This window comes from Lederbergia citrisecunda (assembly GCF_018343695.1).
Classification (GTDB): Bacteria; Bacillota; Bacilli; order Bacillales; family Bacillaceae_C; genus Lederbergia; species Lederbergia citrisecunda.
Genome location: NZ_JAGYPJ010000001.1, coordinates 736512 through 756125, shown reverse-complemented (window position 1 = coordinate 756125; position 19614 = coordinate 736512). Strand labels below are relative to the sequence as shown.

Annotated in this window: 21 protein-coding genes; 2 read left to right on the top strand and 19 right to left on the bottom strand. The window is 35.3% G+C overall.

Translation table 11 applies throughout. The features are described from left to right. Window positions 1–40 precede the first annotated feature (40 nt). The 4 genes from ccpC to KHA93_RS03790 form a co-directional block, all read right to left on the bottom strand. Window positions 41–910, bottom strand: coding sequence for a transcriptional regulator CcpC (gene ccpC / locus KHA93_RS03805; protein WP_213109501.1), 870 nt, complete (start codon window positions 908–910; stop codon window positions 41–43). A gap of 107 nt (window positions 911–1017) precedes the next feature. Continuing rightward, complete coding sequence (gene cbpB / locus KHA93_RS03800) at window positions 1018–1464, bottom strand: cyclic-di-AMP-binding protein CbpB (protein WP_213109500.1); 447 nt, start codon at window positions 1462–1464, stop codon at window positions 1018–1020. A gap of 120 nt (window positions 1465–1584) precedes the next feature. Continuing rightward, complete coding sequence (locus KHA93_RS03795) at window positions 1585–1839, bottom strand: YkuJ family protein (RefSeq protein WP_213109499.1); 255 nt, start codon at window positions 1837–1839, stop codon at window positions 1585–1587. 318 nt (window positions 1840–2157) lie between these two features. Further along, window positions 2158–2376, bottom strand: coding sequence for a hypothetical protein (locus tag KHA93_RS03790; RefSeq protein WP_213109498.1), 219 nt, complete (start codon window positions 2374–2376; stop codon window positions 2158–2160). Window positions 2377–2560: 184 nt separating this feature from the next. Between KHA93_RS03790 and KHA93_RS03785 the strand changes: the two genes are divergently transcribed. Then, entirely contained in the window at window positions 2561–3013 is a 453-nt protein-coding gene (locus KHA93_RS03785; protein WP_213109497.1) for a YkyB family protein, read from the top strand. Window positions 3014–3424: 411 nt separating this feature from the next. On the opposite strand, the gene KHA93_RS03780 is transcribed toward KHA93_RS03785, so the two are convergent. The 15 genes from KHA93_RS03780 to KHA93_RS03710 all read right to left on the bottom strand — a co-directional run bounded on the left by KHA93_RS03780 (window position 3425) and on the right by KHA93_RS03710 (window position 19184). After that, window positions 3425–4336, bottom strand: coding sequence for a chemotaxis protein (locus KHA93_RS03780; protein ID WP_213109496.1), 912 nt, complete (start codon window positions 4334–4336; stop codon window positions 3425–3427). Window positions 4337–4369: 33 nt separating this feature from the next. After that, a complete protein-coding gene (locus tag KHA93_RS03775) occupies window positions 4370–5239 on the bottom strand; it encodes an NAD(P)-dependent oxidoreductase (protein ID WP_267916902.1) in 870 nt (289 codons plus the stop codon). Window positions 5240–5263: 24 nt separating this feature from the next. Further along, on the bottom strand, window positions 5264–6049 hold the full coding sequence (locus tag KHA93_RS03770; RefSeq protein WP_213109495.1) for an SDR family oxidoreductase: 786 nt from the start codon (window positions 6047–6049) through the stop codon (window positions 5264–5266). 454 nt (window positions 6050–6503) lie between these two features. Further along, window positions 6504–7487: an aldo/keto reductase gene (locus KHA93_RS03765; protein WP_213109494.1), complete on the bottom strand. Its 984-nt coding sequence runs from the start codon at window positions 7485–7487 to the stop codon at window positions 6504–6506. Between the two features lie 35 nt (window positions 7488–7522). After that, window positions 7523–8368, bottom strand: coding sequence for an SDR family oxidoreductase (locus tag KHA93_RS03760; RefSeq protein WP_213109493.1), 846 nt, complete (start codon window positions 8366–8368; stop codon window positions 7523–7525). Between the two features lie 5 nt (window positions 8369–8373). Further along, window positions 8374–9450 (bottom strand): mannonate dehydratase, encoded by a 1077-nt coding sequence (gene uxuA, locus KHA93_RS03755; RefSeq protein ID WP_213109492.1) that lies wholly within the window; start codon window positions 9448–9450, stop codon window positions 8374–8376. Window positions 9451–9468: 18 nt separating this feature from the next. Next, window positions 9469–10161 (bottom strand): GntR family transcriptional regulator, encoded by a 693-nt coding sequence (locus KHA93_RS03750; RefSeq protein ID WP_213109491.1) that lies wholly within the window; start codon window positions 10159–10161, stop codon window positions 9469–9471. A gap of 73 nt (window positions 10162–10234) precedes the next feature. After that, window positions 10235–10630: a VOC family protein gene (locus KHA93_RS03745; RefSeq protein WP_213109490.1), complete on the bottom strand. Its 396-nt coding sequence runs from the start codon at window positions 10628–10630 to the stop codon at window positions 10235–10237. 11 nt (window positions 10631–10641) lie between these two features. Next, window positions 10642–11742: a Gfo/Idh/MocA family protein gene (locus tag KHA93_RS03740; protein ID WP_213109489.1), complete on the bottom strand. Its 1101-nt coding sequence runs from the start codon at window positions 11740–11742 to the stop codon at window positions 10642–10644. Window positions 11743–11756: 14 nt separating this feature from the next. Then, window positions 11757–12908 carry a Gfo/Idh/MocA family protein gene (locus KHA93_RS03735; protein ID WP_213109488.1) on the bottom strand — a complete coding sequence of 384 codons (1152 nt, stop codon included), beginning with the start codon at window positions 12906–12908 and terminating at the stop codon, window positions 11757–11759. Between the two features lie 788 nt (window positions 12909–13696). Further along, window positions 13697–15412, bottom strand: a complete 1716-nt coding sequence (ptsP, locus tag KHA93_RS03730; RefSeq protein WP_213109487.1) for a phosphoenolpyruvate--protein phosphotransferase — start codon at window positions 15410–15412, stop codon at window positions 13697–13699. Beyond that, window positions 15412–15678 carry a phosphocarrier protein HPr gene (locus KHA93_RS03725; protein WP_233711037.1) on the bottom strand — a complete coding sequence of 89 codons (267 nt, stop codon included), beginning with the start codon at window positions 15676–15678 and terminating at the stop codon, window positions 15412–15414. The genes ptsP and KHA93_RS03725 overlap by 1 nt, the downstream gene beginning before the upstream one ends. Window positions 15679–15811: 133 nt before the next feature. Continuing rightward, window positions 15812–17077: a hypothetical protein gene (locus tag KHA93_RS03720; RefSeq protein ID WP_213109486.1), complete on the bottom strand. Its 1266-nt coding sequence runs from the start codon at window positions 17075–17077 to the stop codon at window positions 15812–15814. Further along, window positions 17050–18240, bottom strand: coding sequence for a DUF58 domain-containing protein (locus KHA93_RS03715; protein ID WP_213109485.1), 1191 nt, complete (start codon window positions 18238–18240; stop codon window positions 17050–17052). The genes KHA93_RS03720 and KHA93_RS03715 overlap by 28 nt, the downstream gene beginning before the upstream one ends. A gap of 5 nt (window positions 18241–18245) precedes the next feature. Continuing rightward, on the bottom strand, window positions 18246–19184 hold the full coding sequence (locus tag KHA93_RS03710; RefSeq protein ID WP_432806339.1) for an AAA family ATPase: 939 nt from the start codon (window positions 19182–19184) through the stop codon (window positions 18246–18248). Window positions 19185–19369: 185 nt separating this feature from the next. Here KHA93_RS03710 and KHA93_RS03705 point away from each other — a divergent pair, with 185 nt between their 5' ends. Next, window positions 19370–19561: a YkvS family protein gene (locus KHA93_RS03705; protein WP_213109484.1), complete on the top strand. Its 192-nt coding sequence runs from the start codon at window positions 19370–19372 to the stop codon at window positions 19559–19561. Window positions 19562–19614: the final 53 nt, after the last annotated feature.

The window sequence follows — 19614 nt, the reverse complement described above, 5'->3', positions numbered from 1 at the left end:
TATATGTAGACGAAAACGGTAGAAAAAAGTTCTTATATGCTTATTTCAAATATTTTTGTACAATCTCCAAAAACGCCTTAACTTGTTTTAATTCAAAGGCGGATTCATATCCTAAAAGCCATGTATCTCTTTTTATCGGATTATTTTTTTCATCCATTAGTGGTATTTTATAAACATCTTTTTCCGAGCCCGTCAATGTGATCGCAGGTAATATTGCGTACCCAATTCCATTGTAAGTCATTTGTTTACACGTTTCGATTTGATCTACAATAATCGTACGTTTTGGCACTGTTTGGAACTGCCTATGCCACCAATTTTGAATTTCTTGATAATAATTTGAATCACTTTTAAATTGAATGAATGGCCTATCTGTTTCCATGACTTCTTCTATCTTACTTATTTCCCGATCAACAAGATAAAGGCTATCTTCGAACAAATGAAACTTTTCACCTTTCCAATCGGTTGCTCCTCTTATAATTCCTACATGAACTTCTCCTTCATATAGATTTTTCAAAATTTCACTACTCCATCCCGTAATCAACGATATCTTTGCGTGAGGATGAGCGCTTACAAATTGTTTCAGTACTTTAGGAAGCCAGTTTTGACCGACAATGGATGCACATGCAATCTTCAATGTTCCATGCACTTTAGTGTTAAGCTCTTGTATTTCTTCATATACACGTTCTTTGTCCTCCAGCATTTTTTCAGCAAAATTAACAACCATCTCTCCAGATGGAGTGAGGATTACGCCCTTTTGTGTTCGAATAAATAATTTTGCTCCCCACTGCTTCTCTATATTTTGCAACCTCTGTGACAAAGCAGGCTGAGAAACAAATAGCTTTTCAGCAGCTTTTCTCATATTTGATTCTTTTGCAAGGACAACGAGCAATTCATAATCTGAAAATGTCATATTGGACTCCTTATTCTCCTTTAATTCGAAGGTACGATTTAAAAAATTTGGCTCCCTTATTATGGGAGCCGATTTTTAATGTATTATCTAACAACATTTCTAAATTTTTAAACGTGATTGATCTTTCTTATATAATGATTGAGTTCTTTTAATAGAGCTCTTCTTGTAAAGATGCCTTCAAAATATCCTTCTTCATCTGCAACACATAAGAAAGGATGATCGATGAGCAAGGCTAGTGCTTTTTCAAACTTGTCATTTAAACCTACCTTTGGAATTTTTACCGCCATGACATCTTCAACTTTTTTATCCGTTAATTTCTCAAATTCTATTCGTTCTAAACCGAGTAATGCCTCTGTTATCATGGCAGAACTAATTAGTCCATGCAGCTTAAAACGTGCATCCAAGACAGGAATGGCAGAATAACCGCTTTTTGTTAAAACAAGTAATGCATGTTCTAGACTATTTCCAATTTGTACATGAGCTACTTTTTCAGATGGAATTATATAATTACTAATTTGCGGATCCATAAATTCATGACTTTGTAAGGAAATCATAAGCAAACTCCCTCATCTCTTTATTATCTTCTCATTTCTATTTTAACATAAATCATTCTGAGAAAATGACATTCTTACATGATTTAATGTCCAAATACAAAATGATTTTCGATACGAAGTTTAGGAGGGATTCTTTTCTTCTTGTACAATTTCAAAAATCTCGATTGCAGTAATATCAATATCGTCAAACTGATATTTCTTTTTGTTTGAATCCTTATCATACTCTTCAACTTCAAATGTTTTTGTTGCAGGAAAATATTTTACTTGGCATAACGTTTTGCCATTGACTTCAAATAGCCTTTGCGGAATATCTTCGTGTGCCTCTGTTTTTTGCATTGCTTGAAGACGTTGAATAATACTTATTAACTGTGACATTTTATTTAAACTCCTTTCTTTTGGAAAGACCAAAAAAAATTATAAACGAGAATGAAGGGAGAAATCAAACCAAAAAAATAATGAAAATATGCATAATAATCAGAGTGCTTCCGTTGGACGTAACAAAAATTACTTTGGCCGTACCGTTAAGAGGCCATTACTTTAGTTGTCCCTCTAAAAAACTCTGTTTAACATGTTGTTGATTTCCACTCCAATTAACAATGACCTTTAACATAGCCTTTGCAAAAGAAAAACATTTTAGACGATAAAGCAAAAAAACTGCCCAAAACGGACAGTTTTAAAAAACATGTGAATATTTTATTCTTCTTTCATATTTAATAAAGATTCATTTAGTAAAGCCAGCGCTTTAACTATCGTTCTTTTTCGATTGTACCCTTTGGCATTGACAGATAAATCATTCATGGAAGCAACGACCTGTCCCCAAGAACCGTAAGGCTTGAAACCGTATATATATATTTTTATCATTCCATAGTTTGTCGGAATGAAAATCATTTCATATCTATTGTTTTTCCTCATCTTATCATCTCCAGTTCTTTGTAGAACGTAAAAATGGGCATACATAAATATAACATTGATGATGAGTGAAGTACAAGAGTTTTAAGAGATATTCTCTTGAATTGAAAGCTTCTTTCCTTGAAGTCATTTCAATGATATAATATTAATTATTCAGACTTTAATATGATGGAAAGGGGTTCCGTGTATGGATTATCGAGCCAACAACCTTTTAGAACCTACAATTCAAAATCTTTCTCAAGCTATATTCACAGTAAATCGTCATGCTAAAACTGCAATTAACCCCAAATTTTTATACTCCCTGAAAAAAAACGCTTTAAACAAAATGATTCAGGAAAAAAAAGCTACTAAAATTGGACTTCACTTTTCTAGAAATCCGAAATATAGCCAGCAGCAATCTGATGTATTAGTCGAATGTGGCGACTATACTTTTCATATTCCACCTACAAAAGAAGATTTTGAACATTTGCCTCATCTCGGACATCTTGATCACCACTCCCGCAACCCAAAAACCCGCATGTCACTGAATTTGGCAAAACAACTTCTCATAAATTATACCGGCTTAAAGGAAGAGAAAAAAAACCAACAGACCATTTCCCAAAAACCTGTTTTCAAAAGACTAGGCGACAGTTTTTTTTGATTAGAAATGACGATAAGCGGAAGGCGCCCGAATAAAGAAGGAATGCTAACGGCGCAACTTCCTGTTGCAGGCTTTGGCAGCGACGTCCAGTCGCTTCGCCTCCACTAGTCCTTGGACGTCGCAACTCCGTCCTGACCCGCACACTGCGGGCCGCCGAAAAGCATATGTTCTGATGCAAAAAAGTCCCTCTTTGACTTTATTGCCGTTGGTTTTATGACCTTGAGGGGCCGACGCCTGCAGCTAGACACTTGACGAGCCGATGTTGACTTACCGTAGGAATAAACCGAAAGTTTGATAGGCGCTAGAGCTAGTCGGAAACTATTTTCTAAAAATATATCCACAAAGTTTCAATTTATATTTTCTAAAGCAACAAAAAAACCCGGTACCATATTACAGTCCGGGTATTAATGTCTATAAAATATGTTGATCGATTTTTAGTACTAACTCATTAATTTCGGGTTTGCTTACTTGATCAGCCGCTCCAACTTGCTCCCCTTTATGTCTTAAGTCTTCTGTTATCAAAGAAGAGAAAATAATAACAGGTAGTTTCGAGATTCTATGATTCTCTTTAATTCTTTTTGTAAAATGATGACCATCCATTTGTGGCATCTCGATATCCGTGATGACAAGCTGAACTTCATCATAAATATTTTCCCTTTCATTTGCCAAGGACTCTATATAAGCTAGCGCATCTCTACCGTTTTCGAAGAATTCAACATTTTCATAACCTGCCATAGACAAAGTCTCATTAATAAGTTTTCTTAATAATGGTGAGTCTTCAGCAGCAACTATTTTTTTACTAGAACGCTCTCTTTCACCGAGCTTTTTAATTTGTCCTACATGAATACCAGCCTCGGGATTAATATCTACAATTATTTTTTCAAAATCTAAAAGTAAAATCATGCTTTCGGGGTTATTAATAACACCAATGACTTGCGATGAATCCACATCGTAAAGCTCTGATGGTTTTTCGATATTATTCCAAGAAATACGATGAATTTTTGATACATGGTGTACATGAAATACAGCTTTCAGTAAATTAAACTCAGCTACGATAAATTTTTCATTCGCAGGATTCTGTACGCCATTAGGGGTTAATCCTAACGCTTTCTCTAAACTAATGACAGGCATTACTTCTCCGCGAAGCTGGATAATTCCCAAAATATTCGGATGTGCATGAGGAATAGGTGTTATTTGTAAAGGATTAATGATTTCCTTAACTTTTAACACATTGATTCCAAATTTACTTTTGTGAATGTCAAATTCAATAATTTCTAATTCATTCGTCCCGCTCTCCAACAGAATTCCAGATTGATCCTCCATATGCCTTCCTGCCTTTCAACGCTTGTAATATCGTTAATCCCAATATTTTATCAATGCTTGCGTCCCGTTATTTTCTTCGCCTTGATCTGCAAGAGAATCATACATCTTTTTAGCTAATTCAAGTCCTGGAAGGCGAAGATTCATTTTTTCTGCTTCTTCCAACGCAATTCCCATATCCTTAATAAAGTGTTTAATAAAAAATCCAGGTGAATAATCCTCTTTAAGAACCCGTGGGATTAAATTAGACAACGACCAACTACCTGCAGCACCACTGCTAATCGACTTAAGTACTGTTTCAGGATTCAATCCAGCCTTTCTTGCGTAAACAATTGCTTCCGAAACTCCAATCATATTTGAGGCGATGGCAATTTGGTTGCACATTTTTGTATGTTGACCCGCTCCTGCTTCGCCTTGGTAAACGATATTTCCACCTAGTATATTAAAAATAGGCATCATTTCATCGAAGATTTTTAAATCTCCTCCAACCATAATCGAAAGAGTTCCATTTTTCGCACCTATATCGCCTCCAGAAACTGGAGCATCTAAAGTATGTACTCCTACCTTTTTTCCTTCATCATTGATCTTCTTAGCCAATGTCGGTGTTGAAGTTGTCATATCAATGAGAACGGCTCCCTTATTGGTCCCTGCAAATAATCCATTTTCTCCGAAATAAATTACTTCGACATCGTAAGGATAACCTACCATTGTAATTATTATGTCGGCATTTTCCGCAATTTCTTTAGGGGTATCTTTCCACTTTGCACCATTTGCTAATAAATCTTCAGCCTTCTCTTTCGTTCTACTATATACAAATAATTTGAATCCTTCTGACAGCAGATGATTTGCCATACTTTTACCCATTACACCTATACCAATGAAGCCAATTGTTTTCTTTGTTTTCAAAGCATCGATTCCTCCATAAACAATTTAAATTGATCTTAGTTTTCCACCATCAACAAAAAAGCTGCTTCCGGTCATATACGTATTTCCTTCAGATGCCAAGAACACAACAACCTTGGCAAACTCCTCAGGTTCTCCATCTCTTCCTAACGGAATACTTTCTTGGGCTTTCTCAGCTACTTCTTCAACAGATACACTTTTCTTTTCAGCGTTAGATTGATCCAGTTGCTTTATTCTATCTGTAAAAATTCTTCCTGGGGCTACCGTATTCACTAATATATTATATGGAGCAAATTCATCTGCTAACGTTTTCGCTAATCCAGAGATACCCACTCTAAAAGTGTTGGATAGGATTAGTCCAGGTATGGGTTCACGTATTGAAGATGACGCGATATTTATAATTCTTCCACCATTTTGTTTCAGATGCGGAAGTGCTTCTCTAATAATTCGTATATAAGATAGCAAATTCAACTCAAAAGATTTTTGCCAATCTTCGTCATCCATGTCTTCAAAGCCACCAGCCGGAGGACCGCCTGCATTATTGACTAAAATATCAATCCCACCAAAAGCTTCAACTGTTCTATTTACCATTTCTCTAATTTCTTCAGGATTCGTTATATCACAACGTGTCCAGCTCACATTTCCACCGTTCAAACTTTCTAATTCTGAATGTACTATCTTTAATTGTTCTTCATTTCTACTTGCAATCATCACATTCGTGCCTTCTTTTACAAACTGCTCTGCGATTGCCTTTCCTAATCCTTGACTGGATGCGACGATCAAAGCATTTTTCCCTTTAAGTCCAAGTTCCATAGTATATCCTCCAATCAAAAATGAAATTTATTCCTATTATAACATTTTCGGTCCCTTTTCTAATTAAAATAGTGAAGGCTTATCTAAATCTAACTACAAGTAAATCGTGACAGGATTTACGACCAATATATAGTCGAGTTTCATAGCGAATCAATATGGGACAAACTAGATTTAAATAAAAAAACAGAAAAAATAATAGACTTTATGCTTTATAAAGAATAAAAGCAAGCGCCTGTTCAGCGACGTACATTGCCTACAGGATGTAGGTCCGTCGACGTTCCTTATTTGGATTCTGACGAGATAAAGGAAACACAGTGAGCTTAAAAGAAGAACTAGATCCTAGGAAGAAACCAAAAGTTTGTTAGGCGCTAGGTACTGGAGCTAGACAGAAACTTTTTGCTAGAAAAACGAAAAATAAGGCTTTCCCAAATCAATAGGGATAAGCCTTTTAGCTTTAATAAGGTCCTCTAATGTTATCCCTGACCTTTTCATAATAAAATCGAGTAAGTCGTTCAAGTTCTTCATTTGAAAAAGATTGCTCTTGAAGTGCACCTAGATTTTGTTCGATTTGATGCTTATTTTTAAATCCTGGAATAACACAACTGATATTTTTTTGGTCCAAAATCCATCTTAATGATGCAGTTGCCATCGACGACCTTCCATTTGCAATCCAGCTTAATTGTTCAGATAACTCTACTCCTTTTTGAAATCCTAACCCAGCAAACGTTTCGCCAACGTTAAATACCTCACCATTTTCATTAAAATGACGATGATCATCTTGTTCAAATGTATGATCTTTTGTGAATTTACCTGTCAGCAATCCGCTTGCTAACGGCAATCTCACTAAAATGCCAACTCCTTTTTCTTTTGCTTTAGGGAATAGTTCTTCTAATGGCTTTTGCCGGAATATATTAAAAATTACTTGAAGAGCTTTGACATTTGGATTTTCTAGGCAAAATAGGCCTTCCTCGACTGTTTCCACGCTTACTCCATAATGACGAACTTTACCTTCTTCTTGTAAGCGATCTAGTACTTCGAATACTTTTCCATTTTTTAAGATGTCAAATGGTGGACAATGAATTTGATACAAATCAATAGTGTCTCTATTAAGACGATTTAAACTAGCTTCACAATAGGCCCGTACTGCATCAGACGAATAATTTTCAGGCGAGTGTATATCTCCAGCTCTGCAAAATTTTGTGGCGATAAAAATCTTATCTTCCTTTCCTTTTGTAGCTTTTGCTAAAAGTTCCTCGCTGTGTCCATCACCATATACATCTGCAGTATCAAAAAAGTTAACGCCTTCATCCATTGCGCATTCCAATGCCCTTAATGATTCATCATCATTTGTCTTGCCCCACGAACCTCCAATGGCCCATGTACCAAAACTTACTTCACTTACATTGATGCCTGTATTACCTAAAGGTCTGTAATTCATCAAATAAACCACCTTTTTAATCGTTAATTTATTTTTCACACCCCAGAATAAGCCAAAAATCCACCATCTACCGGGACACTTATTCCTGTCACAAATCCGCTTGCATCATCATCAACGAGCCATAACAACGTTCCAAGTAAATCTTCAGGCTTACCTAAACGTCTCATTGGAGTATGGGCTAATATTTTTTCTGTACGCTTCGTATTTGTGCCATCTGGATTTTTTAATAAAGATTGATTTTGACTCGTTAGAAAAAATCCAGGCGCAATCGCATTGACACGGATGCCTGTTTCAGCCATATGGACAGCTAGCCATCTCGTTATATTCTCAATGCCAGCTTTTGCAGCACTATATGCTGGCACCTTAGTCATTGGGCTATAGGCGCTCATAGAGGATATATTAATGATATTCCCTGTACCTTCAACCATTTTTTTCGAAAAAACTTGCGTAGGAAGCAACGTTCCAATAATGTTCAAATTAAAAACATATTCAAAACCTTGTAAAGTTAAGTCAAAGAAAGTCTTAACTTCAGGATCTTCCAAATCTTTGATAGAAAATATTTCATTTGCAGTCATGCCTTCTGGATGGTTTCCACCTGCAGCATTAATTAATACATCACACTTCCCAAAGGTTTGAAAAACTTCTTCTTCTGCCTTTTTAACACTTTCTAAGTTTACAACATCACACTGAATGGCGATTGCTTTGCCACCTTGGCTAGTAATCTCATCTGCTACCTTTTGCCCTTTTTCAAACGTACGGTTTAAAATCGCTACATTCATTCCTTGTCTGGCAAGCTCTTTAGCCATATAGCTGCCAAGTACGCCTTCTCCTCCAGTGACGACGACTGTTTTTCCTTTTAATCTATCATATTTTGGAAGCACTTTATTCACCCTTCCTTTTGTTTTTCCAAACTATCCCATATTCCTAGTATGTACATGATACCAAGCGCACGATCGTACAGACCATATCCTGGACGTGCTTTCTCATCCCAAATCATTCTCCCATGATCTGGCCTGAAGTAACCATTAAAACCGGCCTTATGAAGCGCTTCCACAATATCGTAAATATCTAAGGACCCATCATCACTTCTATGAGATGTTTCTACAAAGTCACCATTTTCATAGATTTTGATATTTCGAATATGTACAAATGGCACTTTCCCTTTTTCGGAAAAATACTTCATTATTTTCGGGATATTATTTTCTGGATTTGCCCCTAACGAGCCTGAACATAGTGTAAGTCCATTTGAAGGACTATCTACCATATTAACAATTCTTTCTAAATTGTTTTTGTTTGTAACAATTCTAGGCAGACCAAACACTGACCACGGAGGATCATCAGGATGCAACGCCATCTTTATATTACACTCTTCAGCAACCGGAATAATCTCCCCTAAAAAATAGTGTAAATGATTAAACAAATCCTCTTCCGTTACTTGTTTATATTTTTCGAATAACGATTTTATTTCTTTTAGCCTTTCTTTTTCCCAACCTGGTAATGAATATTCACGAGAAAATTCCTCCATGCTTCGTATAAGTTCATCAGGCTGAATGTTTTCTATTTTTGCTTTTTCATATGCCAAAACAGTGGAACCATCAGGGAGCATTTTTTCTAAGTCTGATCTTGTCCAATCAAAAACCGGCATAAAGTTATAGCAAATAACCTTTACACCAGCTTTGCTTAAGTTTCGAATGGTCTCTTTATAATTTTCAATATACTGTTTCCTAGTGGGGTATCCTAGCTTAATATCTTCATGAACATTTACACTTTCTACAACTTCAAACTTTAGTCCTTTCGAATTAATTTCATCTTTTAATTTTAATATTTGGTCCAATGGCCAAACTTCTCCTACGGGAATATGTGATAATACCCCAACGATTCCATCAATTCCTGGGATTTGCTTAACATGCTTTAAGGAAACACTATCATCATTACGCCCAAACCACCTGAATGAAACGATCATCGATTATCTCCTTTTAATTTATATAAAATAATGTGGATATTTCTCCTTCAACATTTCTTTTTCAAAAACTGCCATTTGTAAATGACGTTCCATCATATGACTAGCTTCTTCTGGTTTTTTTTCGATAATAAGTTGATAAATCAATTTATGCTGTGAAATGATACTTTCCCAATTGGAATCTTTGGACAATCTTAATAGTCTCAAGCGATTAAAATGACTATTTAATAGTTGGAGCATTTTCCATGTCCTGACTTTGCCAACTCCGGAAAACAATATTCGGTGAAACTCTTCATCTAGTTCATACAGCTGATAAAAATTATTTTTTCCAATACAAAGCTCTTGTAGAGCAAGGTTGGTTTCAAGGCGAAATAGGTAATCATCAGGAAAATCCTTACATGCCAGCATCACTATTTCCTTTTCAATTTTTTCTCGAATAAATCTTCCTTCTTCAACATAATCAAGGTTTATACGAGAAACGATGGTACCGCTTTGAGGGATAATGTCCAATAATTCTTCCTGTGCCAATTTCATAAAAGCTTCGCGAACCGGAGTCCTGCTCACATTGAACTCATCTGCAATTTCTTTTTCGGATATTTTCGTTCCTGGTTCAAGTTCGAGATTAAGTATTTTCATTTTCAGCTTATTATACGAATAATCCCTTGTGGAACCTCTTTGCGCTTCTTTATCAATCACATAAAATCCTCCATTCATCAAACACTTACCATATTAATTATACTAGTATACAGAAGTATTATAAAAAAACTAAGCCGAAAGTATCACGGCTTTAGTTATATTTTTCTTGATTTTCAATATTTAGTTCAATAAGATTATTGCTCGGATCTAAACAAAAAACTTGGACAAATCCGCTTTTTGAACCGTGGTTCTCCATAAGGGGGACGTTATGTTTCTTTAAATGCTTTACAGCAGCATCGTAATCTGCAACTCTTATCGCTAAATGTCCATCCTTCGTATCGACTTGCTCTTTTTTTCTTAATGTATTGGCCTCTGGATGAACAATCAAATGAAGTTGTTGGTGATCTATTTTGTACCAGGCACCGTTGAAATTAAAATTTGGTCGCTTTATTTCCTCTAAGCCAAGAATATTCCCATAAAAATGTTTACATTCTTCCAAATTTGTTACTGATAAACTGATATGATGTAATCCAATTATTTCGATCATTTACATATCTCCTATTTTTGAAGCACTTGTCCATTTGTATTAATTCTCATTGCTTTTTCTTGTGCGATAATGCATAATTCAGCAGCTTTAAATGCATGTACTTGTGGCATGGCATTCTCCGTCCCATTTAAACAGTCAAGAATGAATTGTCCAAAAAACGGAAATCCTATTTTACCAGCACATTCGAAATGCTTTTCTCCGTCTTTATTTACTAAGTAAACGTGGTCGGAAGTAGAATCACGAGCAATATCAATGTATTTTCTCGCTTCAATATAGCCTTCCGTACCTAATATCAACACTCTTCCATCCCCCCATGTACCTAGCCCATCTGGAGTAAACCAATCAACTCTGAAATAAAAAGTTGCGCCATTGTCCGCTACTAGAGTGGCATCTCCAAAATCTTCAAATTTTTCATATTGGGGATAATGATAATTTCCTATCTTACTATGTAAAACATCAGCGTCTTTTGCACCTGCATAAAATAAAAATTGTTCGACTTGGTGGCTGCCTATATCACAAAGTATTCCTCCGTAATACTTTGGATCAAAAAACCACTTTGGTCGACTTTGAACATTTGCGCGATGCGGACCAGTTCCCATCACTTGAACAACCTTTCCGATTGCCCCTTCTTCTATGAGTTGACCTGCAAATATCGAGCTTTCTACATGCAATCTTTCACTATAATAGATGCCCCATTTTAATCCCGTTTCGGCTGTTTTTTCTTTAGCCTTCTCCAATTGCTCTATTGTAGTAAAAGCTGGTTTATCTACAAAAAAGTGCTTACCGTGATCCATTGCTTCCATACCAACATCAGCCCGGTCTGAAGGAATGCTTGCACAGGCAATAAGATGAATAGACGGATCATTTAATATTTCTTCCTTAGATGCCACCGCCTGTACGTTTGGATATGTTTCACAAAACTTTTTAACTTTTTCAGGATCCGGATCGTAAACAGCCACAAGTTCTCCACCTGCTTCAATCAGTCCATTTGCCATACCATAAATATGCCCATGATTTAAACCAATAGCAGCAAATAAAAATTCTCCCTTATCAACTACTTTTTTTAATTTTGTTCCTTTTGGAGCATAGTTCATTCCGTCATTTTTGTTCATGTGTTCATTCCTCCTTAATGGTTACTGCCCGTTGTTATTTTATTATCCGTAAAATTTTCCACACTTGTTTTTTTCTCATAGAAATGAATGGCGTTTTTCATTATACTTTCACTTGTATAAAATGGGCTTGTTTTATCCAATGGTAGCTTTACTGTTCCTCCTAGACTGGCAGATTGATAGATTGCTGTAATCATTTCTAGTGTTTGCCTACCTTCCGTACCACTTATTAAGACTTTCTCATTTTTTTCAATTGCAGTTAAGACATCATCTATCTGTCCTGCATGTCCTTCATATTCGACTTCAGGAAGACTGGAATATAATTCTGTAATTTTCTTTTCTAAATGCATGTCATCTAACGGAAAGCCATTTTCTTGTGATTGGGAAGCCTTTACTTTCCAAGGAACAGAAACACGGGCATTTTTACCTTGGAAAATCAATTGTTGCTCCTCTCCGTGGTGGATAACAGAGCTTGTAATTTGAGCAAGACTTCCATTGTTATATTTACAAATAGCAATTGAAATATCTTCAACCTCCGCATTATCATGTGAGGTATTACTCATTACTGCAGTAACCTCATAGGGCATTCCATTCATCCATTGAAAAATATCAATATGGTGAACAGCATGATTTAAAGTACAGCCACCTCCTTCTTTTTCCCATGTTCCCCTCCACCATAGATCATAATAGCTATGACCTCTCCACCAAAATGAATCTACTTGTGTATGGACAATTTGACCCATTAACTGAGAATTTAGTACTTTTTTTAGTTTCATCATTGAAGTCCTAAAACGATTTTGAGCGACAACTGAAAGAATTTTATTGTTTTTTGCCACTGCTTCAAGCATTCGATCACATTCTTCTAACGAAGAGGCCATCGGCTTTTCTACAAGCACGTGCTTCCCTGCATTTATACAATTAATAGCCATATCGGCATGAGTGTATGGTGGTGTACAAATTGAAACTAAATCTATGTCTGTATGTTTGAGCATCTCTATATAATTTTCATATATTTCTGATTCTAAATGAAACTTTTCTGCAGTATTTTTTGCTTTTTCAGGATAAATATCGCAAATAGCAATGATTTTACATCTTTCTGGGAATTGTAAATACGCCTGTATATGAGATGGAGCGATAGCCCCGCTACCAATAATTGCAACGTTTATCATTCTTTTCTCCTTTTTTAATAATTGAAAGAAATAGATTCGACTATTTTCCGAAATGGCCGAATGTAATATTTTTTCCATTTTAGTAGGGATTACAATGTGTAAACGCTATCAGATTTTCTTTGAATTCTCTTTAATAGTTTTTTCTTTCCTCCTCCTTAAGTTTCCAATCTAGTCTTTAAGTTGTAAAAAGGCCGTAAATTAATCCTCTACCGAGATATTATCATAGATTTCGGGGTAAATACTTGCTAAATTTTCGAAATTATTCTAAATAAGGACCAACCGATTAAAATACACATCATTGGATACTACCACACTAGCACTCTAAAATATTATATGTCAACCATACTTTTTTATTAAAGTATTTTTAATATAAGGAAGACCAAATTCCTCACTTGCCTGTTTAAGAAAATATAGTCATTTGTTTCCTTTCAGCAGAACTATTTGCGATTATAACAATTGATAATCTTAGTGGGATATTTTTCTTGATTGCCATGAAGAGCTGTTCTTAGTGACATAGGGCACCTTTACCACGAATGGTTAAGTTAAGTATGACATTTTCACCTCACAAGGACATCAATTAATCATTGCTTCACTAAAGTATGCAGTCTTTATAATCTTTTGCTCCGATTAAGTTATCTATAAAGAAATAAAAAAAGCCAGACAATTTGTCCGGCAAAAAAAGGGGGAAAAATGAGAATGAAATGACTAGGAGATCGTCATATCAATCATGATTATTATTCTATACCACCCTTTTTAAAAATATACACTTAAAAAACATTACAATTACGTTACAATATTTTGTTTTTAACGAGTTCCATAACTTCATTTGCTGTTTGCAGACTTAATGCTTCTTCCGCTAATTGTCTCATTTCAGTTTGGTTGAGCTTCTTTATTAGACTTCGTGCCTTCAATATCGAGGATGCACTCATGGAGAATTCGTCCAATTCAAGGCCAAGAAGAATTGGAATTGCGATTTCGTCTCCAGCCATTTCTCCACACATGCCAGCCCATTTTCCTTCATTATGTGCTGCGTCTATAACCATTTTCACTAAACGCAATATGGCAGGGTGATATGGTTGGTATAAATACGAAACGCGTTCGTTCATTCTATCAGCAGCCATAGTATACTGAATTAAGTCATTTGTTCCAATACTGAAGAAGTCAACTTCCTTTGCAAATTGATCAGCTAATACGGCAGTGGATGGAATTTCAACCATGATCCCAACTTCAATATTGTCCGCTACCAAAATTCCACTTTCTACAAGGGCCTTTTTTTCTTCTAACAATAATGCCTTTGCAGAGCGAAATTCATCAAGGGTAGCAATCATAGGAAACATGATCTTTAAATTTCCAAACAAACTAGCTCGTAATAAAGCACGGAGTTGCGTTCTAAAAATATCTTGTTCATCAAGACAAAGTCTTATTGCTCGAAACCCAAGAAATGGATTCATTTCTGATGGCAAACTTAAATATGGAAGCTGTTTATCTCCTCCAATATCTAGTGTACGAACAACGACAGGTCTCCCATCCATTTTTTCGAGAACAGTTTTATAAGCCTCAAATTGTTCTTCTTCCGAAGGTAACTGGTTTCTTTCCATATAAAGAAATTCAGTTCGATAAAGGCCTACACCTTCACCGCCATTGGTAAGAACCTTCTCAATATCATCGGGAGATCCAATATTTGCCGCTAATTCAACACGTTTGCCATCCAGACTTTCGGTGGATTCATCTTTAAGCAATGCCCATTCCGATTTTTGCAATTCAAAATTTCTTAAATCATCTTCATATTTTTTTAAGACTTCCGGAGTTGGATTAATATGTACTTCACCATGAAGTCCATCGATAATGACGATGTCGCCATTTTCAATTTGGTCAGACGCATTTTTTGTCCCTACTACCGCAGGAATTTCCATTGACCGTGCCATAATAGCAGAATGTGAAGTACGCCCACCAATATTAGTTGCAAACCCTTTCACAAATTGCTTATTCAATTGAGCAGTATCAGACGGCGTCAAATCCTCAGCAATGATGACCACTTCTTCAGCAATCAATCCTGGATTAGGTAGCTTCACACCAAGTAAATGTGCCATTACTCGTTTTGATACGTCTTTAATATCTGCTGCTCGCTCTTTCATATATTCATTATCCAACTGTTCAAACATGGAAACGAACATATCTGTCGTTTCTTTTAAAGCGCTTTCTGCATCTGACATGTCAGATTTGATTTTTTCTTCGATGGATATTAATAATTCGGGGTCGCTTAATACGAGGAGATGAGCGTCAAAGATTGCAGCTTTATCCCCTCCTAAGTCAGCTAGTGCTTTTCCCCGAATTACTTCAAGATCCGCTTTGGCAGAATTTATTGCCAAATGAAGTCTGCTGATTTCCTCAGCAGCATTAGAGATAGCGGTTTTTCTAAATGAAAGATCTGGCTCTACAAGCCGATATGCTTTTCCGATGGCAATTCCACTGGATGCAGCTATCCCCTTTAAAATGGTGGACATTACTCAGCAAGTCCTTCTTTTTGGAACAATTCCTCAATGCCAGCCATAGCTTCTTCTTCATCACTGCCATCTGCACTGATAGTAATGTTTACACCTTTACCAATTCCAAGTGACATAACACCCATAATTGATTTTAAATTAACTTTTTTATCCTTGTATTCTAGTTGAATATCAGATGAAAATCTGCTTGCTGTTTGTACTAGCATTGTTGCTGGTCTTGCATGAATTCCTGTGTCAGATGTTACTGTAAATTGTTTTTCAATCATTCCAAATCGTCTCCTTTTCCCAAAGCAAATTTAATTCAGCTTCCTAATACAAAAGTAGCCAATTTTTGGTGTTTCGTCAATGGTTGTGCAATAAAATACACGTAAAAATTTATATACCCGCCATTTTTTAACTTTAATCTTTAATATTTTTACTAATTTTCTCTATTTTCCCTTTTACAATGCTCATCTCTTCAAAAAAACTATTTGTTTCTTCACTTGTTGCATTTATACTTCCATAACGAACACTTTCGTAAATAGCGATGGAATCTTCAGATATTGATATTCCAATTCTGTTAAACCATTCCCTCAATGATTCATATGAATAGCGACCTACATTCCTTTTATCTGCATAGTTCTCAAGTGATTTAATTGCTTTTCTTATTTCATTATCTATATCACTATACCTTGGGCTGATTCCCTTTCTCTCTAGGATCGGGGATACATACGTAAAAAAACCTTCTGGCGATATATATGGGTTGGCAGGTTGCCGCCTATGATGCTTATTTTTTTTATAAAGATAAAAAGCAACAAAACAAATTACAATAATAATGATGAATAAAGCAAAATAATTCAGAGTTTGAGAGGACTCCAAATTTAAAACAATTTCTGAATCCACTTTTCCCATTTCCTCTTCCGAAAATATAGGTAGCTTGTTCTCTATCTCTTGATTTGATAATGGTTTTGCAAAATAACTTATGATCGGTTCACTGATGAAAATAAGTACTTTGGCAAACATTGAAAGCAAATAATCAAGTAGTTTGCGCAAATAATTCATTAAAACATAAGTTACCAATAAAGAAAATACCAGAATCCCGATTACTCCGGTAGAAAATTTAACAAAGAATATCCTTTTACCTTTTACACTTCCGCTCTCGTGGTACCTCCTTATAAAGGTTCCAAACGAAAAAATAATAAATTGAAGCAATACAAGTAAAAGTACTGGATATAAAAATGGTAATGAGTAGACAGCAGCTAGTATCAAAATGACAAGTGATACGATTACTGTTGAAGCTAACAGACCATCCCCACCATCAATAGGGTCATTTAGAGAGTTCTCAACTTCTCTTTTTAATACGATGAAAATAAATAAAGCTGAGAAAAGAAAGAGCCAAAAAGGCAAACGAAAATATATACTCAATATTAGAATTGTAGGTATTGTAAACAAGAAATAATTAAACATAAACCCTTTTGTATTAACATATTGAAATCCTAAACCAATTACACAACCCAAAGTAACTAATAATAAAAATGGCCAAGCAATCGTAAGATAAATAGAATCCGTCATATGTATAGGAGAAATAAGTAAACTTACTAAAATAGCTTTTAACAAGAAGTTTCTAATAACACTCCATTGTGATTGCCCAACAGTTATTATACCGCTAAATTCTTTTGTCTCCACTGCCTTAAAACTCCCTTATCATTTACATTTTCCACTTCATACACTGAACGTCCTGTTGAGGATAAATCAAGCAATGCATTTTGTATATCGACTGTTTCCGAACCTATAAAAATGATGACTGATGGTAAATCTTCCTTTTTTAATTGATTTAACATCTGAATTGGTGGAAACGAAAGCGAAGAAAAGGAAAGCACTGTAAGGAATTCGAAAGCTGCTTGTCTATGTTTTGGTCCAATTCCTTCATGTAAATAATAAAAAGGAGTATTCCCGAAAGACCGTACATTCACAGCTAAAGAAAATGGAATATCTTGTTTCAGGGCAAAATCAATGATGAATGCCGCATGACCTATCATTTCTTCTAATCTAGTATTGATGGAATAGTATTCAGAAATATTTATGATGATTAACCATCCGCGGGATGCAATAGGTGAAAATACTTTCGATTGCAATAATTGCATCTTCGCACTTGCCTTCCAGTGAATATGTTGAAAAGGGTCTCCAGCCATATAATCTCTAACGCCAATCGGATGCATCGAATCGACGAATAAGGATGTTTTGACATCTTGCAATCCTTGTTTGTTCACAAAAACAAAATCCCGTATATTGACTGGAATTCTGTGCGGATAGACTAGAAATTGTGTATGTATATGATTTTGGTAACTTAGATCGATATAACCGCTTCCAAATAAATGAGGTATTCTAACAGTCACGTCCCGAATTATCGATTTCCCTCTTTTTTTCGCAATGACAGGGATGACAATCTCCTTCTCCTCGTTTTTCCATATAAAAAAAGGAATCAATATTTCTACAAGACCATTATTTATTTTATATGGAATATGTGAGGGGATCACCGACGCATCAAATGTAAGTTTCAAACTAGCTTTTAAAATTGGAAATCCTTTATTTACTACTGTAATTTTCCACGATCCTTCATCTTCAATGACGAGATAGTTTTTTTCTTTGACAGTGAATAAATTCAGTCGATTACCTACAATTTTTAAGTAGTAAGTTTGGAATAGGAATATCAATAGACTAGAAAGAAATATAAACATCATCATTATTTGATGGGCAAAAAAGGAAATAATGATTAATAGTAATAAAATATGAGGGAAATAGTTTAAAGATCTACTAGTAGGATTAGAATTTCGAAACCAGTTATTCATCTTAATTATGCCTCTACAGGTACTGCAACGCTTTGTAATATATCTTTAAAGATAGTATCTATCGTTTTAGTAAGCGACGCCTCAATCGTAATATGTAGTCTGTGTGCCAAAACAGCTTGAGCTATACTCATAACATCGTCGGGGATTACATAATCTCTCCCCGCTAAAAAAGCTGCCCCTTGACTTGCCCGAATCAGTGCCAAAGCCGCTCTTGGACTCGCGCCAAGTTCAATGTCGGAATGCTCCCTTGTATTCCGTATAATTGCTAATATGTATTTTTCAATATCATCATTAACTTTGATCTTTCTAACTTCTGCACTCATCCTTGATATATCCTCTGGAGTTAAAACCTCCACTATATCTGTATAAGGGTCCGTTTCACGAAACCTTCTAATCATATGCAGTTCTTCTTCAAAACTAGGATATTGTACATTTAACTTCATGAAAAATCGATCTAATTGTGCAGCCGGTAACTGGAACGTACCTTGCTGAGTCTCGACTGGATTTTGAGTGGCAATAACCATAAAAGGTTGAGGAATTTTGATTGTTTCTCCATCAATCGTTACCTGTTTTTCTTCCATTACTTCCAGTAAGCTAGATTGCGTTCTCGGAGTAGCACGATTAATTTCATCTGCCAATAGTATATTTGTCATAACTGGACCTGGTCTAAGTTCAAAATCCTTTGTCTTCGGGTTGAAATACTGTATTCCACTTACATCACTTGGCAGTACATCTGGTGTGAATTGAATTCTTTTAAAATCTCCATTAATACTTTTTGCAAAGGTTTTTCCTAATAATGTTTTTCCTGTTCCAGGAACACTTTCCAATAATACATGTCCACCTTGTAATAAAGAAATAGTCAATAGATCAATTTCGGTTTCTCTTCCTATAAGCACTTTTGAAACTTCATCCTTTAATTTTTTCAATTTTGTACGCAAGATTATTCCTCCTCTTCATCTTAGATTAGCAGTATTTCCAGTTTTAGTTTTTTTCTATATAATACCTCTTTTGTCATACATTGTGTATTTCACCTTGCACTTTTATTAAAAATAGTGCAATATATTACCAAAAGCGTTTTACACCTTGAATTAACACTAGAAATAGATGAAAAGCAAGGGGGAGAGCATAAATGAAAATCGCTGAAGTTGGAAACATCATTGAATTTAAAGATGGTCTGCAAGGGATTGTCGAAAAAATAAATGAGAACTCTGTCATAGTAGATTTAACTTATATGGAAAATTATCGCGACTTCGACTTAGAAGAAAAAACGGTTGTCAATCATAAAAATTATAAAATAATTCAAGAATCTGTAAACGTTTAAATGCAAGCGTCCTCGCTTGCATTTTATTTTTTGTTTCTGATAAACTTGTAATT